General features: G+C 65.9%; 14 protein-coding genes. 4 read left to right on the top strand and 10 right to left on the bottom strand.

Annotation, left to right across the window (positions count from 1 at the left end; all coding sequences use genetic code 11):
* Positions 1 to 28: 28 nt before the first annotated feature.
* On the bottom strand, positions 29 to 2851 hold the full coding sequence (locus ACZL02_RS19295) for an EAL domain-containing protein (RefSeq protein WP_496258566.1): 2823 nt from the start codon (positions 2849 to 2851) through the stop codon (positions 29 to 31).
* Between the two features lie 17 nt (positions 2852 to 2868).
* Positions 2869 to 4557, bottom strand: a complete 1689-nt coding sequence (locus ACZL02_RS19300; protein ID WP_472940514.1) for a FecR domain-containing protein — start codon at positions 4555 to 4557, stop codon at positions 2869 to 2871.
* A gap of 277 nt (positions 4558 to 4834) precedes the next feature.
* Here ACZL02_RS19300 and ACZL02_RS19305 point away from each other — a divergent pair, with 277 nt between their 5' ends.
* Positions 4835 to 5950: a metallophosphoesterase family protein gene (locus ACZL02_RS19305; RefSeq protein WP_472940515.1), complete on the top strand. Its 1116-nt coding sequence runs from the start codon at positions 4835 to 4837 to the stop codon at positions 5948 to 5950.
* A gap of 107 nt (positions 5951 to 6057) precedes the next feature.
* On the opposite strand, the gene ACZL02_RS19310 is transcribed toward ACZL02_RS19305, so the two are convergent.
* From ACZL02_RS19310 to ACZL02_RS19320, 3 genes are all read right to left on the bottom strand, one after another.
* Positions 6058 to 7323: an arsenic transporter gene (locus tag ACZL02_RS19310; RefSeq protein ID WP_472940516.1), complete on the bottom strand. Its 1266-nt coding sequence runs from the start codon at positions 7321 to 7323 to the stop codon at positions 6058 to 6060.
* Between the two features lie 71 nt (positions 7324 to 7394).
* Positions 7395 to 8822 (bottom strand): MFS transporter, encoded by a 1428-nt coding sequence (locus tag ACZL02_RS19315; protein ID WP_472940517.1) that lies wholly within the window; start codon positions 8820 to 8822, stop codon positions 7395 to 7397.
* A gap of 328 nt (positions 8823 to 9150) precedes the next feature.
* Entirely contained in the window at positions 9151 to 10164 is a 1014-nt protein-coding gene (locus ACZL02_RS19320; protein ID WP_472940518.1) for a zinc-dependent alcohol dehydrogenase family protein, read from the bottom strand.
* Between the two features lie 102 nt (positions 10165 to 10266).
* Here ACZL02_RS19320 and ACZL02_RS19325 point away from each other — a divergent pair, with 102 nt between their 5' ends.
* Positions 10267 to 11202 (top strand): LysR family transcriptional regulator, encoded by a 936-nt coding sequence (locus ACZL02_RS19325; protein WP_472940519.1) that lies wholly within the window; start codon positions 10267 to 10269, stop codon positions 11200 to 11202.
* 254 nt (positions 11203 to 11456) lie between these two features.
* Here the strand turns inward: ACZL02_RS19325 and ACZL02_RS19330 are convergent, their stop codons facing one another.
* Positions 11457 to 11879, bottom strand: a complete 423-nt coding sequence (locus tag ACZL02_RS19330) for a plastocyanin/azurin family copper-binding protein (protein WP_472940520.1) — start codon at positions 11877 to 11879, stop codon at positions 11457 to 11459.
* Between the two features lie 182 nt (positions 11880 to 12061).
* On the opposite strand from ACZL02_RS19330, the gene ACZL02_RS19335 reads away from it, so the two are divergent.
* The gene (locus ACZL02_RS19335) at positions 12062 to 12574 is read left to right on the top strand and encodes a cytochrome b (RefSeq protein ID WP_472940521.1); all 513 of its coding nucleotides are present in this window, start codon (positions 12062 to 12064) and stop codon (positions 12572 to 12574) included.
* Between the two features lie 10 nt (positions 12575 to 12584).
* On the opposite strand, the gene ACZL02_RS19340 is transcribed toward ACZL02_RS19335, so the two are convergent.
* The 3 genes from ACZL02_RS19340 to ACZL02_RS19350 form a co-directional block, all read right to left on the bottom strand.
* A complete protein-coding gene (locus ACZL02_RS19340; protein ID WP_472940522.1) occupies positions 12585 to 12974 on the bottom strand; it encodes a diacylglycerol kinase in 390 nt (129 codons plus the stop codon).
* Entirely contained in the window at positions 12971 to 14632 is a 1662-nt protein-coding gene (locus ACZL02_RS19345) for a phosphoethanolamine transferase (RefSeq protein ID WP_472940523.1), read from the bottom strand. Before ACZL02_RS19345 ends, ACZL02_RS19340 begins: the two co-directional genes overlap by 4 nt.
* A gap of 146 nt (positions 14633 to 14778) precedes the next feature.
* Positions 14779 to 14910, bottom strand: coding sequence for a hypothetical protein (locus tag ACZL02_RS19350; RefSeq protein WP_472940524.1), 132 nt, complete (start codon positions 14908 to 14910; stop codon positions 14779 to 14781).
* Between the two features lie 136 nt (positions 14911 to 15046).
* On the opposite strand from ACZL02_RS19350, the gene mbfA reads away from it, so the two are divergent.
* Positions 15047 to 16030 (top strand): iron exporter MbfA, encoded by a 984-nt coding sequence (gene mbfA, locus ACZL02_RS19355; protein WP_472940525.1) that lies wholly within the window; start codon positions 15047 to 15049, stop codon positions 16028 to 16030.
* A 252-nt stretch (positions 16031 to 16282) separates the two neighbouring features.
* Here mbfA and glgX read toward each other — a convergent pair whose 3' ends face one another.
* Complete coding sequence (glgX, locus tag ACZL02_RS19360; protein ID WP_472940526.1) at positions 16283 to 18544, bottom strand: glycogen debranching protein GlgX; 2262 nt, start codon at positions 18542 to 18544, stop codon at positions 16283 to 16285.
* Positions 18545 to 18617: the final 73 nt, after the last annotated feature.

Here is an 18617-nt window from a genome sequence, read left to right on the forward strand (position 1 = left end):
ACGGTCGCGCGTTTGAAATTTGAAGACTTCAGCCTGTCAGTCGAGCTGCCGCTGGCATCGGCATCTGGTTCGACAGGCCGTTGACGAGAACCTCGAAGGCCGTCTGACTGACGGGCTTCGAGTACAGATAGCCTTGCGCTTCACAGCAGCCGATGGCGTGAAGCACCTCGGCCTGCGCCAGCGTCTCGATTCCCTCGGCGATGACGCGGATATCCAGACCTTCGCCGAGGGTGATGACGGATTTGAGGACGGCGATCGATTGCGGGCTCTCCGGGGCTTCCGTCACGAAGCTCCGGTCGATCTTGATCTTCGAGATCGGGAAGCGCCGGAGGTAGCCGAGGGACGAATAGCCGGTGCCGTAGTCGTCGAGCGCAAAGCTGATGCCGAGCGCCGTCAGGGCAGCGAAGGCCTCCTGCAGGCCGGTGCTCTCCGAGACGAAGGCGGACTCGGTAATCTCCAGTTCGAGGCGTCTGGCCGGAAGGCCCGACAGCGCCAAGGCACGCTCCACCGCCGCCACGAGGTCTCCCGCTTCGAACTGAAGCGGCGACACGTTGACCGCCACCTTCACGCTGTCCGGCCAGCTTGTCGCAGCAAGGCAGGCCGTTTCGAGGACGAAGGCGCCGAGCCGGTGGATGTAGCCCATTTCCTCGGCGACCGGGATGAAGGCGACGGGCGAGACGTAACCCCGCACCGGATGGCGCCAGCGCACGAGCGCTTCCGCGCCGATGATCTCGGCATTCTCGATCAGCACTTGCGGTTGATAGACGACCTCGAACTCGCCCTTGTCGAGGGCGTTCTCGATATCGCGCTCAAGCGCGAGACGGGCAAGGCGGTCGACCTCCATGCCGCGGTCGAAGACCGCGATCCGCTCGCCGAACAGCGACTTCGCACGGCAGAGCGCGATGTCGACCTGGCGCATCATGTCGGTCCCATCCACCGCATGATGCTGCCACCAGCCGATGCCGACGCTGGAGCCGACGGAGATGCGGTGGCCCCGGATGTGGTAGGGCTCGCGGATGGCGGCGAGCAGGCGCTGGGCGGCCTCGACGGCTGTCGCGACGTCGGCGCACCGCAACAGGATCGCGAACTCGTCTCCCCCGATCCGCGCGACGACGGCGTCCGGCCCGGCCACGCGGCGGGCACGCCGTGCCGTCTCGACCAGCACCGCATCGCCGGTCCCGTGCCCGAGGGCATCGTTGACGGCCTTGAACCGATCGAGATCGAACGCCATCAGCGCGACGCCGTCGGGTCGTTCGACGCTGCCGAGGTCCGAGATCGCGCCTTCGAGGGCGCGGCGATTGGCGAGGCCCGTCAGCATGTCGTGCAGCGCCTGGTGCCGCAGCCGCTGCTGCGCGCGCTCGCGGTCGGTGACGTCGCGAAGCGTCAGGCAAAGATGCAGGACGTCTTCCGCGGCGGCATCCTCGTGCGCGATCACCCCCCTCATCCAGAAGGGCGCGATCGAATATTCGATCACGCGCTCGTCCTCCCCGGTATCGAGCGTCAGATATCGCAACGTCCGGTCGGCATGGGCCGCCCTCGTCGATCCGATCCGGGCGGCTTCGCCAAGGGCCTCGCTCAGCGCAAGCGGCAGGTGCTCGAAGAGTGCGATCGGGACCGGACTGCAGAGGAGCGTCGCCGCCTCGGCATTGCTCCGCGCGATCCGGCCATCGCCATCGACGATGACGATGCCGTCGAAGCTTTCGTCGACGACATGCTCGAGCATGCCCTCTGAATTCGAGGCGTGCAGCCGGGCAAGCCAGACCCGGAGCCGTCCGAGGTTGAACTCACGCAGGAGCGTGAGGATCATCAGGCCAAGGCCGAGGCCGTGAAGGCTCGCCGTCTGCAGCGACACGCTCCCGTATTGCTGGAGGATGAAGGCGCCGCATTCCAGCGACACCATCGCCGCGGTCAGGACGATGACGGCGCGCCTTGCCGGAACCCGTGCGAGGCCGGCAAGGGCGAGGATCCCGATGATCGCGAGGGCCGCCATGGGCAGGGGCTTCTCGGTGATCTCCCGCCTCTGGATCAGCGTTTCGGCCGCCAGCGCGTGAACGAGCGATCCCGAAACCGTCCCGAAGACGGGCACGGTGAACAGGTCGCGCAACTCCGCGGCGCTGGCGCCGACGATCAGCGTCTTGCCGGCGAGGGCTTCCGGCGCCACGCGGCGATGGAGAAGATCGACAAACGAAATGCGTGGAACCTGCGAGGCGTCGATGCTGTAGTCGATGCCGAAAGTGCCGGTCTGGTTCTCGCGACCGGCGAGGACCGACGCCAGCGAGGACAGGGTTTCTCCCGCGATGTCTGTCGCAAACGGCACGCGGCGCAAACGTCCGTCAGGGTCGATGCCGACGTCGACGCCGACGGGCCACGACGCCTGGAGCAGCGGCTCGATCGGCATGGCTGCGTGCAGCGTCGCGGCGCCCGCCGTCTCGGGCTGCGCGAAGGCGGCAAGGTAGGTTTCGATCCCGGCAGTGGCGAGCGCGTCAGCGAAAGCCTGATCTTCCGTCGCCGTCGAGGACGAGGAAAAATCGATGTCGAAGGCGACGCGCGCAGCCTTCGCCGTTGCGGCCGATGCGAGCAGCTCGCCGTAGAGGTGTCTCGGCCACGGCCAGACCCCGACGTCGGACAGGCTCCTCGCATCGATATCGACGAGGACGATGCTGCCGCTGGGCGACCGGCTATGCGCCGCGAAGCGCAGTTCCGACAGGCGGTTGTCGAGGGCGTCGAAGAGCCCGGCCGCCTGTGCCGCGACGAGGCCCAGCGCCAGCAGCCCGAACAGCCCCATCTTCCGCAACGCGCGAAAAAGCGCAGGCCGAGGTCTGCTGGAAGACGTCAGTTGATCGCTGGACATTCGAGCGGTCCTGTCCGTCAGGACTTGCCCTTGCCGCCGGGGTTGCCCTTGCCGCCGGCGTTTCCGTTGGCGTTCCCGCCGGCGTTTCCGTTGCCGCCGGCGTTGCCATTACCAACAGCGTTTCCGTTGTCGCCGGCGTTTCCGTTCCCGCCGGCATTGCCGTTGCCGCCGGCGTTGCCGTTACCGTTGGCGTTTCCATTGCCGCCGGCGTTGCCGTTGCCGCCAGCATTGCCGTTCCCGCCGGCATTGCCGTTGCCGCCAGCGTTTCCGTTCCCGCCGGCGTTGCCGTTCCCGCCGGCGTTGCCGTTGCCGCCAGCGTTTCCATTGTCGCCGGCATTGCCGTTGCCGCCAGCGTTGCCGTTGCCGCCAGCATTTCCATTGCCGCCGGCGTTGCCTTTGCCACCGTTCCCGTCAGCCTTGTCGCTGTTGCCGGGTTCGTTGCCGTCCCCTTTGGCCTTGCCACCGCCAGGGTTCTCCTTGCCATCCTTTCCGTCGTCACCGACGCCGACGCCCGGTCCGCTGCCGTTCTCTTGGCCCATGCCGCCGCCAGGGTTGCCCTTGCCGCCCCTTCCGTCGTCACCGGCGCCGCCGCCAGGTCCGTTGCCGTTTTCCTTGCCCTTGTCAGCGCCAGGCTTGCCCATGCCGCCCTTGCCGCCCTTGCCGTCGTCACCGACGCCGCCGCCCGGTGCGTTGCCGTTCCCGTTGCCCTTGCCGCCGCCAGGCTTGCCCTTGCCGCCCTTGCCATCGTCACCGACGCCCGGTGGGTTGCCGCTGCCTGGGCCCTTGCCACCGCCAGGGGTTCCCGGGCCGCCCTTGCCATCATCACCGCCGCCAACACCGACGCCGGCGCCGGGTCCGCCGGCGTTCCCCTTGCCGGCGGAATTGCCATTGCCGCTTCGATCGCCGTTGTCGCTGCCCCCGCGGTCGCTGCTGCCACCGTTTCTGCTGTCGTCGCCCGAACGCGTGGACGACGTCTGCGAGCCCTGGTTGTCGGCCGCGGCGGAAGACGTCGTGGAGCCCGCAGCGGCAGTGCCGGGACCGGCAGTCGAAGCAGTGTCGTCGCCGACCCGCGCTTCGGCACTGAATTCCTTCATGGTCAGTCCCGCCGGCGCCACGGACGGCGAGGAAGGCGTGCCCTTCGCCACTGCCGGCGCGTTCACGCCGCCGGTCCTCAGGCCGCCCTTCGCGGTGGCAACGCTGGCATTCTGCCCGGCGCCGACGGCGGCCGTCTGACCCGTCCGCAGATCGCTGACCTGAACCAGACCGCGGGTGACCCCGATATTCGTGTTCGCCTTGGCGACGCTGACCGTGAACTTCGTGCCCTTCACGACGGCCGCCATGTACGGCGTCTGCACGGTGAAGTGCGGCTGCTTCCGCTTCTCGATGTCGAATTCGATGCTGCCGGCCTTCTGCCTGACCTCCGTCTTCGCGCTGAAGAAGGATTTCGGGACGACCGCCGCCACGCTGTTCGGCATCAGGGTCATCACATTGTTCTCGCTGACGAGACGCACGCGGCCAGTTGGTCCCGTCGCGATCGTCAGACCCTCGGCGATCTTCATCTCCCGCTTGATCTCGAACCGCTCCTTCGACTGCGAGATGGCATAGGCGGTGCCTGAGATGCGATCGACCAACCACTCCCTGGCCATCGCAACGCTGCCGGACAAAGTCGCGCCGATGATCGTGAGAAGAAAGATGAATGTTTTCATTACGCTTATCCGCCATTCCGAAGTCAGCGGCACCCTATGGTTGCCCAGCTAAGGACCACTTAATCAGAAGCCGACAAGTTCCTTCCAAACCGCGTTTTCTCAGCCGATCGGTGCCGCGGGGGGCATTCGCAGGCGCGACGCTCGTCACGTGGCGTGACAACCGCCGGATCCGGGCGGCATCGCCACGGGCAGCCGATGGAACCGCCCCCTGCGGCGACCCATTACCCAGCGGCCATTCGTTCGGCTCAGCGAGCGATTAGGCTGGGGATGGCATTCGATGGTCACTTGGTTGCAGTTTGGCGACTTGCATGCCTGCGAGGGCGATGGCTGGGACAGCCTGTCGACGTTCCAGCGCCTCGTCGCCGAGGCGAACGAAGGCTGCTCGGGGCGCATCGGTTTCGCGGTCCTGCCGGGTGACAACGCCAACCACGCGACACCGGAGCAGTTCAGGCGCGTGGCGGACGTCGCCGCCGGGCTTGCGACGCCGCTATTCGTCCTGCCGGGTGACCACGACTTCGAGGCAGGGCATCTCGGCGACTTCCGCCAATACCTCGCTCCTCAGCCCCTGCCGCGCATGGAGACGGTCGGCGGCGCGCGCATCCTGCTCCTCGACATCGTCAGCGCCGGGTCGGGCGGCCCGGACTTTCGGCTGGGACAGGCCCAGTCGGCCTGGTTGCGGCGACGGCTGGCGGAGGAAACCGATGCCCCGACCATCGTCTTCATGCATGCCTTCCCCGAGGACCTGCACGAAGGCGGCGAGGCGGTCGCAGCGGCCCTCGCAGAAGGCGGCGTCTCCTATGTCGGGACCGGGCACACCCACTATAACGACGTGCTGAACGACGGGCATGTCGTCTACGGCGCGACCCGCTCGACCGGGGAGATCGAGGAGGGCCCGCCCGGTTTCACCGTGTCGGCACTGGACGGCGACGTCGTCTCCTGGCGCTTTCGCACGCTGGGGTCGGGCTGGCCCTTCGTGCTCATCACCTCGCCGTCCGACATCCGGCTGGTCACCAGGACGCAATCGCGGACGCAGGTTCCCGACCGCTCCTTCGAGGTCCGGGCGGAGATCTTTGGCGCGGGGGCGGGCACGCAGGTGACGGCGACGCTCGACGGCGGGCGAGAGCGGCCGCTGATGCCGGACGGGAATGGCACCTGGTACTGTCGCTTCGACGACGTCGTGGACGGACTGCGGGTCCTCGCCGTGACGGCCGTGTCGGAGGACGGCGCCAGCGATACCGACGTGGTCGAGGTGCTCGTGCGCAATCCGCGAGAGCGGCCAAAGCGCGGTCCGGCCACGGCGCTGGGGCACTCCATGCATTCCGTCCGCTCCTGGCCGAGCCACGGCATTCCCGGTGGACGCCTCGGGCCAAACGCCAACGGCCGCAAGTGGTAGGCTGAACGGCGCCGGCTCCGCCCGCTTGGGTCAACCCGCTGGTGATCGCGCTCGGGTCGTTCGGGTATCCGCGGCCTTCGGGCGAGCTGACAGTCGGCTCGCCCCCCTCAGTTCCAGGGCTGGAACAGAACCGCGCCGAGCGCCAGGAGGAGTGCGGGCGGCATGACGACGATGCCGATCTTCAGGAAGCTCCACGCGCCGAAGGACAGGCCCTCCCGGCGAAGCGCGGTCAGCCAGAGGATCGTCGCGAGCGACCCGGTGACCGAGAGATTGGGGCCGATGTCGATGCCGACGAGGATCGCGTCGATCACCTTCTGCGGCAAATCCGCGGCGGTCGTGAAGGCGCCGGCGAGAAGGCCGAGCGGCAGGTTGTTGGTGAGGTTGGTGCCGAAGGCGAGCGCCGTGCCGGCAAGGAACGCACCGGTTTCCGGGGCGGCGTTCAGCGGACCCTGGAGGTGGTCGACGAGCATCGCCTGCACTCCGCTGACTTCCAAGGCGCGGACGATCACGAAGAGGCCCCCGACGAGGACCAGCGTATCCCAGGAAATCTCCTTCAACAGGGGAAGCGGGCTCGTGCGTTCGCCGATCATGACGGCGAGCGCGGTTAGGAGGCCGGCGATCAGCGTCGGAAGTCCGAGCTCCAGCCCCAAGGCAGAAGAGCCCAGCAGCACGGCGGCGGCCGCTGCAAGGCCGATCGCCGCAATGCGTCCCCCGGTCGACAGAGTGGGAATGGCGATGTCGGTGTTCGTCGTTCCCGTGAGGTTGGCACGCTGCGTCAACCGCAGCAGGAAGAACGTCGCGCCGATCGCGGCGACCGAGGGAAGCGCGAAGCGGGCCAGCCAGTCGCCGAGTGCCGGCATGTTCGCCCCGAAGACGACGAGGTTGGCCGGGTTGGAGATCGGCAGCACGAAGGAGGCGGCATTGGCGACGAAGGCGCAGACGAGGAGGTAGGGAATGGGCGTCGTGACCTTGGCCGCCTTGGCCACCGCGATGACGGCGGGCGTCAGCACGACCGCGGTCGCATCGTTCGACAGGAACACCGTGACGAGCGTGCCGATCAGGTAGACGAGGCCGAAGAGCCGTTGCGGCGATCCCTTGGCCGAGCGGGCGGCATAGGCTGCCAGAAAGTCGAAGAGCCCTTCGCGACGGGCCGTTTCGGCCAAGAGCATCATGCCCGCCAGGAACAGATAGACGTCCGTGCCCGAGGCGATGCCATGTAGCGCCTCGGTCCAGGGCAGGAGGCCGAGAACGACGAGAAGCACCGCCCCGGCAAGTGCGTAGACCCATTCCGGCTTGTTCAGAGGCCTGAAGATGACGCCGAAGACCGAGAGGGCGCTGATGCCCCAGGTGGCAAGGTTGACGCTGATGGGCATGGGACCGCCGGGCTTGCCGGGCGGAGCCGGCCATGAGTATCGGATCTGTACGGATATCGGCGATCGGCTTGTCAGTCACCCTTGCAGGCGGCCGCGACTTTCGAGGCACAGACGAGCCAGAGCACCAGGCCGCAGAGTGCGAAGCCCGCGAGCGCGAGGTAGGCGACCGAGAACCCGTAGCGCGCGACGATCACGCCGGCAATGGCCGGGCTGAGCGAGGCGCCGACACCCTGGACCGTCATCACCGCGCCAAGGCCCGCATTGATGTGGCCGGTTCCCTTCAACATCCGCGCGACGAGGCCGGGAACTGCGACGCCGAGCAATCCGGCCCCGACGCCGTCGAGCATCTGCACGGGGATCAGGGCATAGGGGCTCGGCCATAGGCCGGCGATCAATCCCCGGAGCGGCATGGCGACCAGGGCCGCGACGAGAAGCAGGAAGTAGCCGCGGCGGCCTGCGAAGCCCGCGGCGAGCAGCGCGATCGGGATCATCGTCAACTGGGCGATGATGACGGTCGCCGCCGTATACGACACCGGGTCGGACAGGAGCGTGTGCAGCGTCGAGTGCTGGGTGGTGGCCTCCGCGGCCGGCCGGCCAGCGGTCGCCTGTCCCGGGGCGATCGTCACCGACGGCGCCGTTGCGTCTGCGTCGGACGGCGTTGCGCCTGGCGTCGAGGCTTGCGGAGACGCCGTCGTCGCAACCGCCGATGCGGTGTCGCCGCTTTCGGCCTGTGTCGCGACCTGCTGGCCGAGCAGCGGCAGCATCGCGCCATTGCCGAAGTGGAAGAGCATCAAGGTCGCGGCAAGAACCAGCAACGGCGTCGACTTCCACAGCACGCTGAAGCCCGACGGCGCCTCCTTCTCGTCTCCGGTCGACTTCTCGAGGCCACGTGCGGCGTCGTGGTCGATGTCGTCCGCCTTGATCATCAGGACCGCGGCAATGGAGCCGGCCGCCATGACCGTCATCAGGATGAAGACGGCGGTGAGGCCGAACTCATAGCCGAAGAAGCCGGCACCGGCCGCGGCAAAGACGTTGCCGCCATGGTTCCAGGCTTCGTTGCGGCCGAGCTGCGGGGCTAGGCCCTTCTGCCCGACGAGACCGAGCGTCAGACCGGCAATGGCCGGGCCGATGGCGGCGCCCGCAATGCCCGTCGCGATCTGCGAGGCGGTGACGAAGGCGAAGGTCGGGACGAACAGGATGGCGACCGAAGCGATAATCACCAGCGCCGCGCAGAAGGCGACCATGAAGCGCTTGGCCTTCGACGCGTCGGCCAGCGCGCCGAGCGGGGTCGTCGCCAGCATGCCGGCGATGCCGCCGATTGTCATGACATAACCGATGGTGGCCGTGCTCCAGCCTTGCCCGATCAGGAAGATGCCGAGAAAGGGCCCGAGACCGTCTCGGACGTCGGCGAGGAAGAAGTTGACCGCGCCGAGAGCCTTCAGGGATCTCGATCGAGCAACCGGCTGTCCGGACGGGAGTGCTTCTGCAACCGTGGTCATATGCGCATCCTGGAGGGGTTCCAAGCCGACATCCGTGCGGAATCGCACAGACTGGCCGGCCTCTCAATGCGCCGTCCGTGTTATGGTTGCTCACTAAGCATCATGCCGATTGCGGCGTTGGCTGAACCGGGCGGCCGTGGTGCAGAACTGCATCGCCGGCAGCGTTCCGGCCTGCAGCGGACGCACTTGTCTGCACCCCGCCTTCGACCACGCCGATGACGGGGTGTAGACCACCAGAACCGGGCGAGCCGCGACGGATAGACCCTTCGCGGCGATAGGATCTTCGCCACGCAGATTGCAGCACGCGCGGAGTGTCCGCCCGTGGCGATCAGAACTTGATCATCACCTTCCCCAGATGCTCGGCCGCCGCGAAATAGCGGTAAGCCTCGGGCGCGTCGTCGAAGGCAAACGTCTTTCCGGGGACGGTATCCAGACCCTTGGTTTCGATGAAGCGAAGGAGGTCGACGAACATGGCACGGCTGCCATTGGCAATGCCGCGGATCGTCAGGTTCTTGGCGATGAAGGCGAGATAGTCGGGAATGGCGGGGCCCGTGCCCGGGGAGACGCCGACCACGACGATCTGGCCGTTGACGGCGCAGGCGGCGATCGATTGACCGAGCGTGTCGACCCCACCGGTCTCGATGATAATGTCAGCGCCAGCACCGCCTGTCTCTGCCATCAGTTCCGCTGCCCAGTCGGCGCTGGTGCGGTAGTTGATGGTGATGTCGGCCCCCAGCGTGCGGACGAGGTCGAGCTTCTCGTCCTGCGAGGAGGTGATCGCGACACGAGCCCCATGCGCCTTGGCGATCTTCATCGCGGCCAGTGAAACGCTGCCGGTCCCGAGGCACAGGACGAGATCCCCCGGCTTCACGTGGCACATCTCGGTCAAGGCGTTCCAGGCGGTGAGGGCCGCGGAGGCGAGGCCGGCGACGTTCTCGTCGGCAATGCCATCCGGCACTCGGATCAACGCTGGCGCGGGCAGCACGACCTTTTCCGCCAGCCATCCATCCCGCGTGACGCCGATGTCCTCGGCGAAGACGTCCTGACGAAACCCCCCGTCGAGCCAGCTGGAGAAATGACCGCAAACGACGCGGTCGCCTGCCTTCACCTCGGTGACACCGTCGCCGACCGACACGACCGTCCCGACACCTTCCGACATCGGAATTCGCTCGGCAGGCTGGTCGCCGCCATAGGTGCCGCGCAGCAATTGCAGGTCCCGGCTGATCATGCCGACAAGGCGTGGCGCCACGACAACTTCGCCGCGGCCGGCAACCGGCTCCGCGCGCGTCGTCGCGGTCAGGGCTTCGATGCCGTTCCGCGATCCGATCTGAAATGCTTTCATACTGAGAACCCTTTTCCGTTGTGCGGGAACCATACGGAGAATGCAGATCGGCAGTGGCGACGATCAATCGCCATCGCGGCGACGGATGCGCTACAATCAGGGATGGCCGATGATCTGGTGGGAATTTCCGTTTTTGTGACAGCCGTGGAGGCCGGCGGCTTTTCCGCGGCGGCCGAGCGCCTTCATTTGTCGCGGTCGGCGGTCGGAAAGTCGATCGGCCGCCTGGAAAAGCGGCTGGAGGTTCGGCTATTTCACCGCACCACCCGCAGCATGTCCCTTTCGGAGGATGGGCAGTTCTTTTACGAGCACTGCTTGCGGGCCCTGGCGGAACTCACGGCAGGACGGGAGGCGCTCGCATCGGGAAAAAGCGTCGCGACGGGGAGGTTGCGCGCTTCTCTGCCCGTGCTGTTCGGCCGCAGATGCGTCGCGCCGATCCTCACGCGCCTCGCGGAGAAACACCCGCTCCTGGAACTGGAACTGAATTTCAGCGATCGGACCGTCGATCTCGTCGAGGACGGGTATGACTTAGCGATCCGCAGCGGCACCCCTCAGGATGGCGCAGGGCTGATGACCCGCCGCCTGGCCTCGCAGACGATGATTCTCTGCGCCGCGCCCCGGTACCTTGCTGAGAACGGCACGCCGCGATCGATCGGCGACTTGGCGCGGCACGCGCTGATTGCCTATGCGGCAAAAGGTCAATTGAGGACCTGGCTGTTCCCGCGGCACGGCCAGGCGCCGATCGAGATGCAGCCGGCAGGGCGGATGCGCTTTGACGATCTCGAGTCGATCTCGGACGCCGTTGCCGATGGACATGGGATCGGTTGGCTGCCGCGCTGGCTCGTGAACGACCGGGTGGATGCTGGCCAGATCGCCGAGGTGCTCGCCGATGTCCCGCCGCTTGTCGTCGACGTCCATGCGGTCTGGCCGGAGACGCCACATCTTCCTTTCCGAACCCGGCTGGCGATCGACGCCCTGGTTCGACATCTCCCTCGGACCATGGACGCCGTCCCGCGTGCTCACGGCGACGCCAGAGCATGATCGCAGTCCGACTTTGACGGCGCCATTGGGTGAAAAAGCGGTTGGGCGACCTTGCCAACGGCGCGAGCACAGGCGGCTTGGCCGGCCTCGGCGGCAGGCCGGCACAAAGACATCTTCGTGCCGGGAACGCGCGTTGCTCTGAAATTTCAGCAATGGCTGTGGCGGAAGCCCAAGCCCTATTCTGCCGAGGGCTAGAAGGGGGCAGCCTCCCTTGGCGGGCACGCCCTCTCCTCAGCCGTTCAAAGGCCTCAGGCTCAGCCCTTGACGGTAAAGGGCACGACCATGCCGGCGGCGGCGTGGCCTTTCAGGTTGCAGATCAACTCGTACGCGCCGGGCGCCAGTTTGACGGTGAGCGTGTCGGTCTTGCCAGCCTTGAGGTCGCCGACCTCGCCCATGCTCATCAGCTTGTCCTCGTCGATCCGGTTCTTGGCCGGGTCGATCTCGAGCTTCTGTCCGGCCTTGTCGAGCTTGATGACGACCATCTCGTGCGGCGTCTTCGCCGCGGCGTTGACGACCTTGAAGGTCACTTCGCCGGCAGGGACCTCGCTCTTGTCGAGCTTGATCGACATCTGGCCGCCCCGCTCGCCGATCAGCTGAACCGACACGGTCTCGGCGGCGAGGACGGGCACGGAGGAAAGGAAGACGCCCAGCGCGGCGTAGAGGGCGATGCGGTTCATGGCCATGTTTTTCCTTAGTGATGAAGAGTAGTAGGGAATACGTACTTGTATTATTGCTAGCGAGGCGGGCAGGCTTTCGCTACGAATGAAGTCATCGGACAATCGTGTCGGCAGGGCGGCGGCTACTATACATGTTGGTAATGTCGGAGAAACATTCGTCGGCGATCGAACACGTGAAACCCTTGCCGCGGACCCTCCGCGGCTTGCACTGGGCGACGGTGGCGCTGCTCGTCGTCATGTTCGGGCTGGCCTGGACGTTCGACTGGCTGCGGCCGAGCGATCTGCGGGTCAGCCTCATCGACTTCCACCGCTCCTTCGGGATCCTGCTGTTCCTCGTCGTCGTCGCCCGCCTGGCATGGCGTGCGACCCATCGCCTCGACCCCATGCCGCACGGCTCGCCGCGCTGGGAACATTGGCTGGCTTCCGGCGTGCAAGGCGCGCTCTACGCCTGCCTTCTCGCCATGCCTGTCCTCGGCTGGGTCGCCTCGGCGATGTCCGGCGACACGATCAAGGCTTTCGGGCTGACGCTTCCGGACGTCATCTCGATGAACGAGGACCGGAGCGATTGGCTCTTCGAATTGCACGGGACCTTGGCCTGGGTACTGCTCGCGCTGACGGGACTTCATGTCGCAGGGGCACTGCGGCATCACTTCGTCAAGCGTGACGGCCTGATCAACCGGATGCGCCTCTGGTGACCTCTCGAGGTCAAGCCGTCCACAGCACCGCCACCGCATGAACGAGGTTCGCCGCGAGAAGGCAGAAGACGGCGAAGGAGCCGAGGTCCTTCGCGTGCCCGGCAAACTCGGCATAGTCCGGTGATATCCGGTCGACGAGAACCTCTATCGCGGTGTTCAGCGCCTCGACCGCAAAGAGGACGAGCGCCAGGGTGACCTGCGTCGCGTAGCTCCCGATGGCAACGCCCCGTCCGGCGAACAGCACCAGCAGGACGACGAGGGCGATGAGTTCCTGCCGGAACGCCGTTTCGCCGAGCAGGCGTTTGAACCCTAAGAAGGAGTAGCCGGCGGAAGCGACCGTATGGCGGAGCCCGAGCGCCTTTCCCGGTTTCGTCTGGAACTTCGGCGCATCGTCCGTCACGACGGGTTTCCCGCGGGCCGTCCGTCCGGAGCCTTCTCCTTCACCCGCCGGCAGGCGCCGAATGCATCGAGCGCCGGATCGTAAACACCGGTCGACACGTCGGTGAGGCCGAGGATCGTGTGGAAGAGGTTATCGTGCGAGACGGGACGGTCTCGTTCGCCGCGCAGGCAATCCATATCGACATCGCTGGCGCTCTGGTAGGCGTCCGAAAGCCAGGTGACGAACGGAATATGCGTCTGGGTCTCCGGCGCCAGGAAATACGGCGTCCCGTGCAGATAGAGCCCGTTCTCGCCCAGCGACTCGCCGTGATCGGACATGTAGACCATGGCGGTTGCCGTCTCCTGGTCCTCGGCCTTCAACAGGTCGATGACCTCGGACAGGATATGGTCGGTGTAGAGGATCGTGTTGTCGTAGGCCGCGACGATCTCCTCCTGCTGGCAATCGGCGAACTGGGCGGTCTCGCAGGCCGGGCTGAAGCCTGCGAACGCCGGAGGGTAGCGCTTGAAATAGGCGGGGCCGTGGCTGCCGAGTTGATGCAGCACGACGACGGCGTTTCCTGTCTTCGGCCGCTGCTTCAGGAACAGCTTCAGGCGCTCGATCAGAATTTCGTCCTTGCACTCGCCGCCCTCGCAGAACCGGGGATCGTTCGCGTCCGGCAGGAACTCGTACGCGACCCTGTCGGCGACATGCTTGCTACCCGTATTGTTGTCGAACCAGTCGACGGCGAGGCCGGCATGCCTGAGAACGTCGACGAGGTTCTCTGAGGCCAGCCCCTTCGCCGTCGAATAGTCGACGCGCGGGTAGACGGAGAACATGCAGGGAAGCGAGATGGCGGTCGCGGTCCCGCAGCTCGACGTCTGCGTGAAGCTTACGACATTGCGCTTGGCGAGCTCGGGGTTGGTGTCACGACCGTAGCCGTTCAGGCTGAAGTTCATGGCCCGCGCCGTCTCTCCGACGACAACCACGGTCAGCGAGCGCAGGCCCTTCGAGGCAAAGCGCGAGCCTTGCTGGGCGTCGGTGCCCAGGGGCGCTGCAACGATGTTGCGCTCCTTGGTCAGGCTCTCGACATATTTGACGGCTCCGGCGATCGGCGCGCCGGGATTGAAGGTGTCCATGAGATCGCCGCGCTCGCGGAAGGTCGAGGAGAACGACGCGTAGTTCAATCCGACGATCGTGACCGCCCCGATCAGGCAAGGCAAGATGACCGCCATGTTGAACATGAACTTCGCCGGAAAGGCCCGGTGGACGATCCGCACCCAGAAGATCAACAGGCTGGGCAGCACGACGTACAGGGCCAGATGCACGAAGAGATTGGGCGTGAAGAGGTTGCGCGCCTCGCCGCTCGTGGTGACGACAGCGCTCTGGATCATCTCGCGGTCGATGATCGTGCCGAACGTGTCGGTGAAGTACGACGCTGAACCGGCGATGACGATCAGAAGGATGAAGACGGGCTTGATCAGGTACTTGACCGACACGGTCGTCAGCGCCGCAACCGTCAGCAGAAAGATCGCCACCACGAGGGCGGCGAACTGAGCCTCATGGCCGACGAAGTAGCGAAGCCCTTTCGCGAGGAACGTCTGGTTCGTCGCGGCGAGAAGGTAGGCCGATACGACGACCGACAGCGTGACGCTGCCGATGCGCGGTGTGGATAGTTTCATGGCGATCTTTGAATTCTAAGAGCAAGGCGAGCTGCGGCTTCAACTCCCTGAGCCATAGGAGGGTTGCCCCTTCGGATTGATGGCCATGGCTATACGGATCGCCAATCATTCGCGGCGTCGCGTTCGAGATTTCCAGGCGCATGGTGTCAATGAGCCGGGTTCTGGTCGATCGCAAGGACGATCTGGTGTTGCCGGCGATGAACCTGCAGCGGGCAGAGGTGCTTCACGGTGAGCCGTCGGTTGTCGTCGTTGTCCTCCTCCAGGTCGACATCCGCCATCACGTGCGTCCATCGCCCATTTCCGCCGAGGCGAGAAGCCGTCGGTCGTTTCGATGCGCTTGCCTTCGCCTGCCATCAGCCTGGCCCGTCGGGGTCGACAGTGCTACGCCAATTAGAATGATTCCAAACTGGGGAAATGGCCATGCGGTGGTTTGCGAACGGCAGAAAGCGCTTCAAGGATTTGTCGGAGCGGGAAATCCTGGCTCTCGCCATTTCGGCAGAGGAGGACGATGCGCGGATCTACTCCGGCTATGCCGAGCGCCTGGCGCAGGATTTTCCCGATACGGCCGCGGTTTTCCGCGACATGGAGCAGGAAGAGGACGGCCACCGCCGCGTCCTGATCGCCGAGCATGAACGCCGCTTCGGCGGTTCCATCCCGCTGATCCGGCGGGAGCATGTGGCAGATTACGTCAGCCGGCGTCCGATCTGGCTGGTCGCCAATCTCGGGATCGAGCAGATGCGGGCGGAAGCCGACCGGATGGAGGATGCGGCTTGCCGGTTCTACGACGAGGCCGCCAAGCGGGTCGGCGACCCCTCCACCCGCCGCCTGCTCGGCGATCTGGCGGAAGCCGGGCGCCGGCACAAGGGCAAGGCCAGCCTGCTCGAGGAGGCCCATCTGACGGGAGAGGCGCGTGCGGGGGAAGACCAGACGGCGCGCAAGCAGCTGATCCTGACCTTGGTCCAGCCGGGTCTCGCCGGTCTGATGGACGGCTCGGTGTCGACCTTGGCGCCGATCTTCGCCACCGCCTTTGCGACGCACGATACCAAGACGACGCTGCTGGTGGGCCTTGCCGCCGCTGTCGGCGCCGGCATCTCTATGGGCTTCACCGAGGCCGCCCATGACGACGGCGTGCTCTCCGGCCGCGGCTCACCGCTGAAGCGGGGTCTGGCCTCCGGCATCATGACCGCCGCCGGCGGCCTCGGCCACGCGCTCCCCTATCTCATCTCGGATTTCTGGACGGCCACAGTCATTGCCTTCGCCGTCGTCTTTCTGGAACTCTGGGCGATCGTCTGGATCCAGCACCGCTTCATGGAGACGCCGATCGTGCGGGCGACCCTTCAGATCGTCGTCGGCGGTGCGCTTGTCCTCGCCGCCGGCATCCTGATCGGTGGCGGCTGACTGCGATGGCTTCTCGATCAGATCTCCGCAAGGCGCCGCCGCACGTGCGATGACCAGACAACGAATGACCTACGCTGCCGCATGCCGAAGCAAAGGTCAGTGCTGTTTCGTTCGGGTGTCGAGCGTCGATCCAATTTTCCGACGACCGCTTTAACTGCTGAGGGCTGCGCGATGGAAACATCACACAGCCCTCAGCACTCTCATTCAGGGGCGTCGCTCAAGTGCTGCGACGCCCCTCTTTCTGCTTCGGTCTCACGGAAAGTGGACACGGTCCACGAAGGCCCGGTCGAAGGCTTCGGAAACGTGCGCGAAGGAGCGCTGCGCTTCGGCCTGCCCACGCTCGCCCTCGCTTGGCTCAAGCATGAAGACGAGGAAGGAACGACCCGTCGCCATGTATTCGACCCCGAAGTCGAAGGGCGCGAATTCCTCGCGGTCCGGCAGGTTGGTGTCGACCACGCACTGCCAACGCTTGCCGCCGGCAGCCTCTGGCAAGGTGAAGTTCACGACGTCATGATGGGCGTTCATGACGATCATCATGGTCGCGTCGGTGCCTGGCCGACGGATGCCGGCGGCCTGTGCGCGGCCGTCCAGCAGCACGCCGAAGCAGCGCGCTCCCACGTCGGCCCAGTGCGCCTCGTCGAACTCCGTTCCGGCGGGCGTGATCCAGGTGACGTCCTTGACGCCCAGTTCCTCGTCGTAGCGCCCGCTGAGGAACTTGCCCCGGCGCAGCATCGGCAGCGACTGCCGAAGCATGATCAGCTTCTGGACGAACTCCGCGAGGTCCTTGCCCTCCGGCGAGACATCCCAGTTGACCCAGCCGATCTCGTTGTCCTGCGCATAGGCGTTGTTGTTGCCGTTCTGCGTCCGCGCGAACTCATCGCCCGCCAGGATCATCGGCGTGCCGCGCGAGAACAGCAAGGTTGCGAAGAAATTGCGCAATTGCCGGAAGCGGACGTTGTTGATCTCCGGATCCTCTGTCAGTCCCTCGACGCTGTAGTTGCAGGAGAGGTTGTGCGAGTGGCCGTCGCGGTTGTCCTCGCCGTTCGCCTCATTGTGCTTGTCGTTGTAGCAAACCGTGTCGTGCAAGGTGAAACCATCATGCGCCGTGATGAAGTTCACGGAAGCCCAGGGCTTGCGGCCCCGCCTGTCGAAGATGTCGGCAGATGCGCTGAACTTGCCGGCGACCGCCGGGATCTTGCCCTCGTCGCCCCGCCAGAACGAGCGGATGGTGTCGCGGTAGCCGTCGTTCCACTCGGCCCAGCCCGGCGGGAAGCGTCCGACCTGATAACCGCCCGGGCCGCAGTCCCACGGCTCGGCGATCATTTTGGTCTGCGCCAGCAGCGGATCCTGCATGCACGCATGCAGGAAGCCCGACTCCTCGTCGAAACCGGTCGGCTCGCGCGCCAGGATGGTCGCGAGGTCGAAACGGAAGCCGTCGACCTTCATCTCGCCGGCCCAGTAGCGAAGCGAATCCGTCACCATCTGCATCACCCGCGGATGCGTGGTGTTCACGGTGTTTCCGGTGCCGGTATCGTTGATGTAGTAGCGGTTGTCGTCCGGCATCAGACGATAATAGGTCGCGTTGTCGATGCCCTTGAACGACAAGGTGGGGCCAAGCTCGTTGCCCTCGGCCGTGTGGTTGTAGACGACGTCGAGAATGACCTCCAGTCCCGAGTGATGGAACTGCGAGACCATCTCCTTGAACTCGTTGACGAAGGGCGTCGAGCAGTAGCGCGGATCCGGGGCGAAGAAGCCGAGCGAGTTGTAGCCCCAGTAATTCCGGAGGCCCTTCTCGACGAGATAGCTGTCGTCGACGAAGGCGTGGATCGGCAGCAGCTCGACGGAGGTCACGCCGAGGCTCTTGATGTAGGCGACGACGTCGGCGTGCATCAGTCCGGCGAAGGTTCCGCGGTCGCTCTCCGGAACGGAGGGGTGGGTCTGGGTGAAACCCTTGACGTGGGTCTCGTAGAAGATCGTCCGCTCCCACGGAACGTTCGGCTTGCGCTCATCGCCCCAGGTGAAGGCCGGGTCGACCACGCGGCATTTCGGCACGAAGGGCGCGCTGTCGCGGGTATCGAAGGACAGGTCCTTGTCCTTGTGGCCGATCGTGTACCCGAACAGCGCATGGTCCCACACCAGCTCGCCGACATGCTGCTTGGCATACGGGTCGAGCAGCAGCTTGTGGTGGTTGAAGCGATGACCGGCCCGCGGATCGTAGGGGCCATGCACGCGGTAGCCGTAGGTGAGACCCGGGCGCGCCGCCGGCAGGTAGCCGTGGAAGATCTCGTTGGAATATTCCGGCAGCTCGATCCGCTCGATCTCGTGCGTTCCGGTGGCGTCGAAGAGGCAGAGCTCCACCTTCGTGGCGTGGGCGGAGAAGATCGCGAAGTTGACGCCGCGTCCATCCCACGTCGAACCGAGAGGATAAGGCCTTCCCTCCTCGAGTTGAGACCGCGACGAAGGCGGGCTGAAGGCCGGGGCGGCAGACTTCTCGACCAGGGTATGGATTGTCATACGGGCTCACAGTGTTCGGATACAAAGACGAGGTCGAAAGTTCCGCCGATGCCGTTCGTTCCCGCTTGCCGCC

The sequence above is a fragment of the Mesocryomonas fontinalis genome (assembly GCF_055730125.2).

Coding starts and splice junctions, on each gene's coding strand:
- ACZL02_RS19295 (WP_496258566.1), bottom strand. CDS start 2,851: ATGTCCAGCGATCAACTGACGTCTTCCAGCAGACCTCGGCCTGCGCTT.
- ACZL02_RS19300 (WP_472940514.1), bottom strand. CDS start 4,557: ATGAAAACATTCATCTTTCTTCTCACGATCATCGGCGCGACTTTGTCC.
- ACZL02_RS19305 (WP_472940515.1), top strand. CDS start 4,835: ATGGTCACTTGGTTGCAGTTTGGCGACTTGCATGCCTGCGAGGGCGAT.
- ACZL02_RS19310 (WP_472940516.1), bottom strand. CDS start 7,323: ATGCCCATCAGCGTCAACCTTGCCACCTGGGGCATCAGCGCCCTCTCG.
- ACZL02_RS19315 (WP_472940517.1), bottom strand. CDS start 8,822: ATGACCACGGTTGCAGAAGCACTCCCGTCCGGACAGCCGGTTGCTCGA.
- ACZL02_RS19320 (WP_472940518.1), bottom strand. CDS start 10,164: ATGAAAGCATTTCAGATCGGATCGCGGAACGGCATCGAAGCCCTGACC.
- ACZL02_RS19325 (WP_472940519.1), top strand. CDS start 10,267: ATGGCCGATGATCTGGTGGGAATTTCCGTTTTTGTGACAGCCGTGGAG.
- ACZL02_RS19330 (WP_472940520.1), bottom strand. CDS start 11,879: ATGAACCGCATCGCCCTCTACGCCGCGCTGGGCGTCTTCCTTTCCTCC.
- ACZL02_RS19345 (WP_472940523.1), bottom strand. CDS start 14,632: ATGAAACTATCCACACCGCGCATCGGCAGCGTCACGCTGTCGGTCGTC.
- ACZL02_RS19350 (WP_472940524.1), bottom strand. CDS start 14,910: ATGGCGGATGTCGACCTGGAGGAGGACAACGACGACAACCGACGGCTC.
- mbfA (WP_472940525.1), top strand. CDS start 15,047: ATGGCCATGCGGTGGTTTGCGAACGGCAGAAAGCGCTTCAAGGATTTG.
- glgX (WP_472940526.1), bottom strand. CDS start 18,544: ATGACAATCCATACCCTGGTCGAGAAGTCTGCCGCCCCGGCCTTCAGC.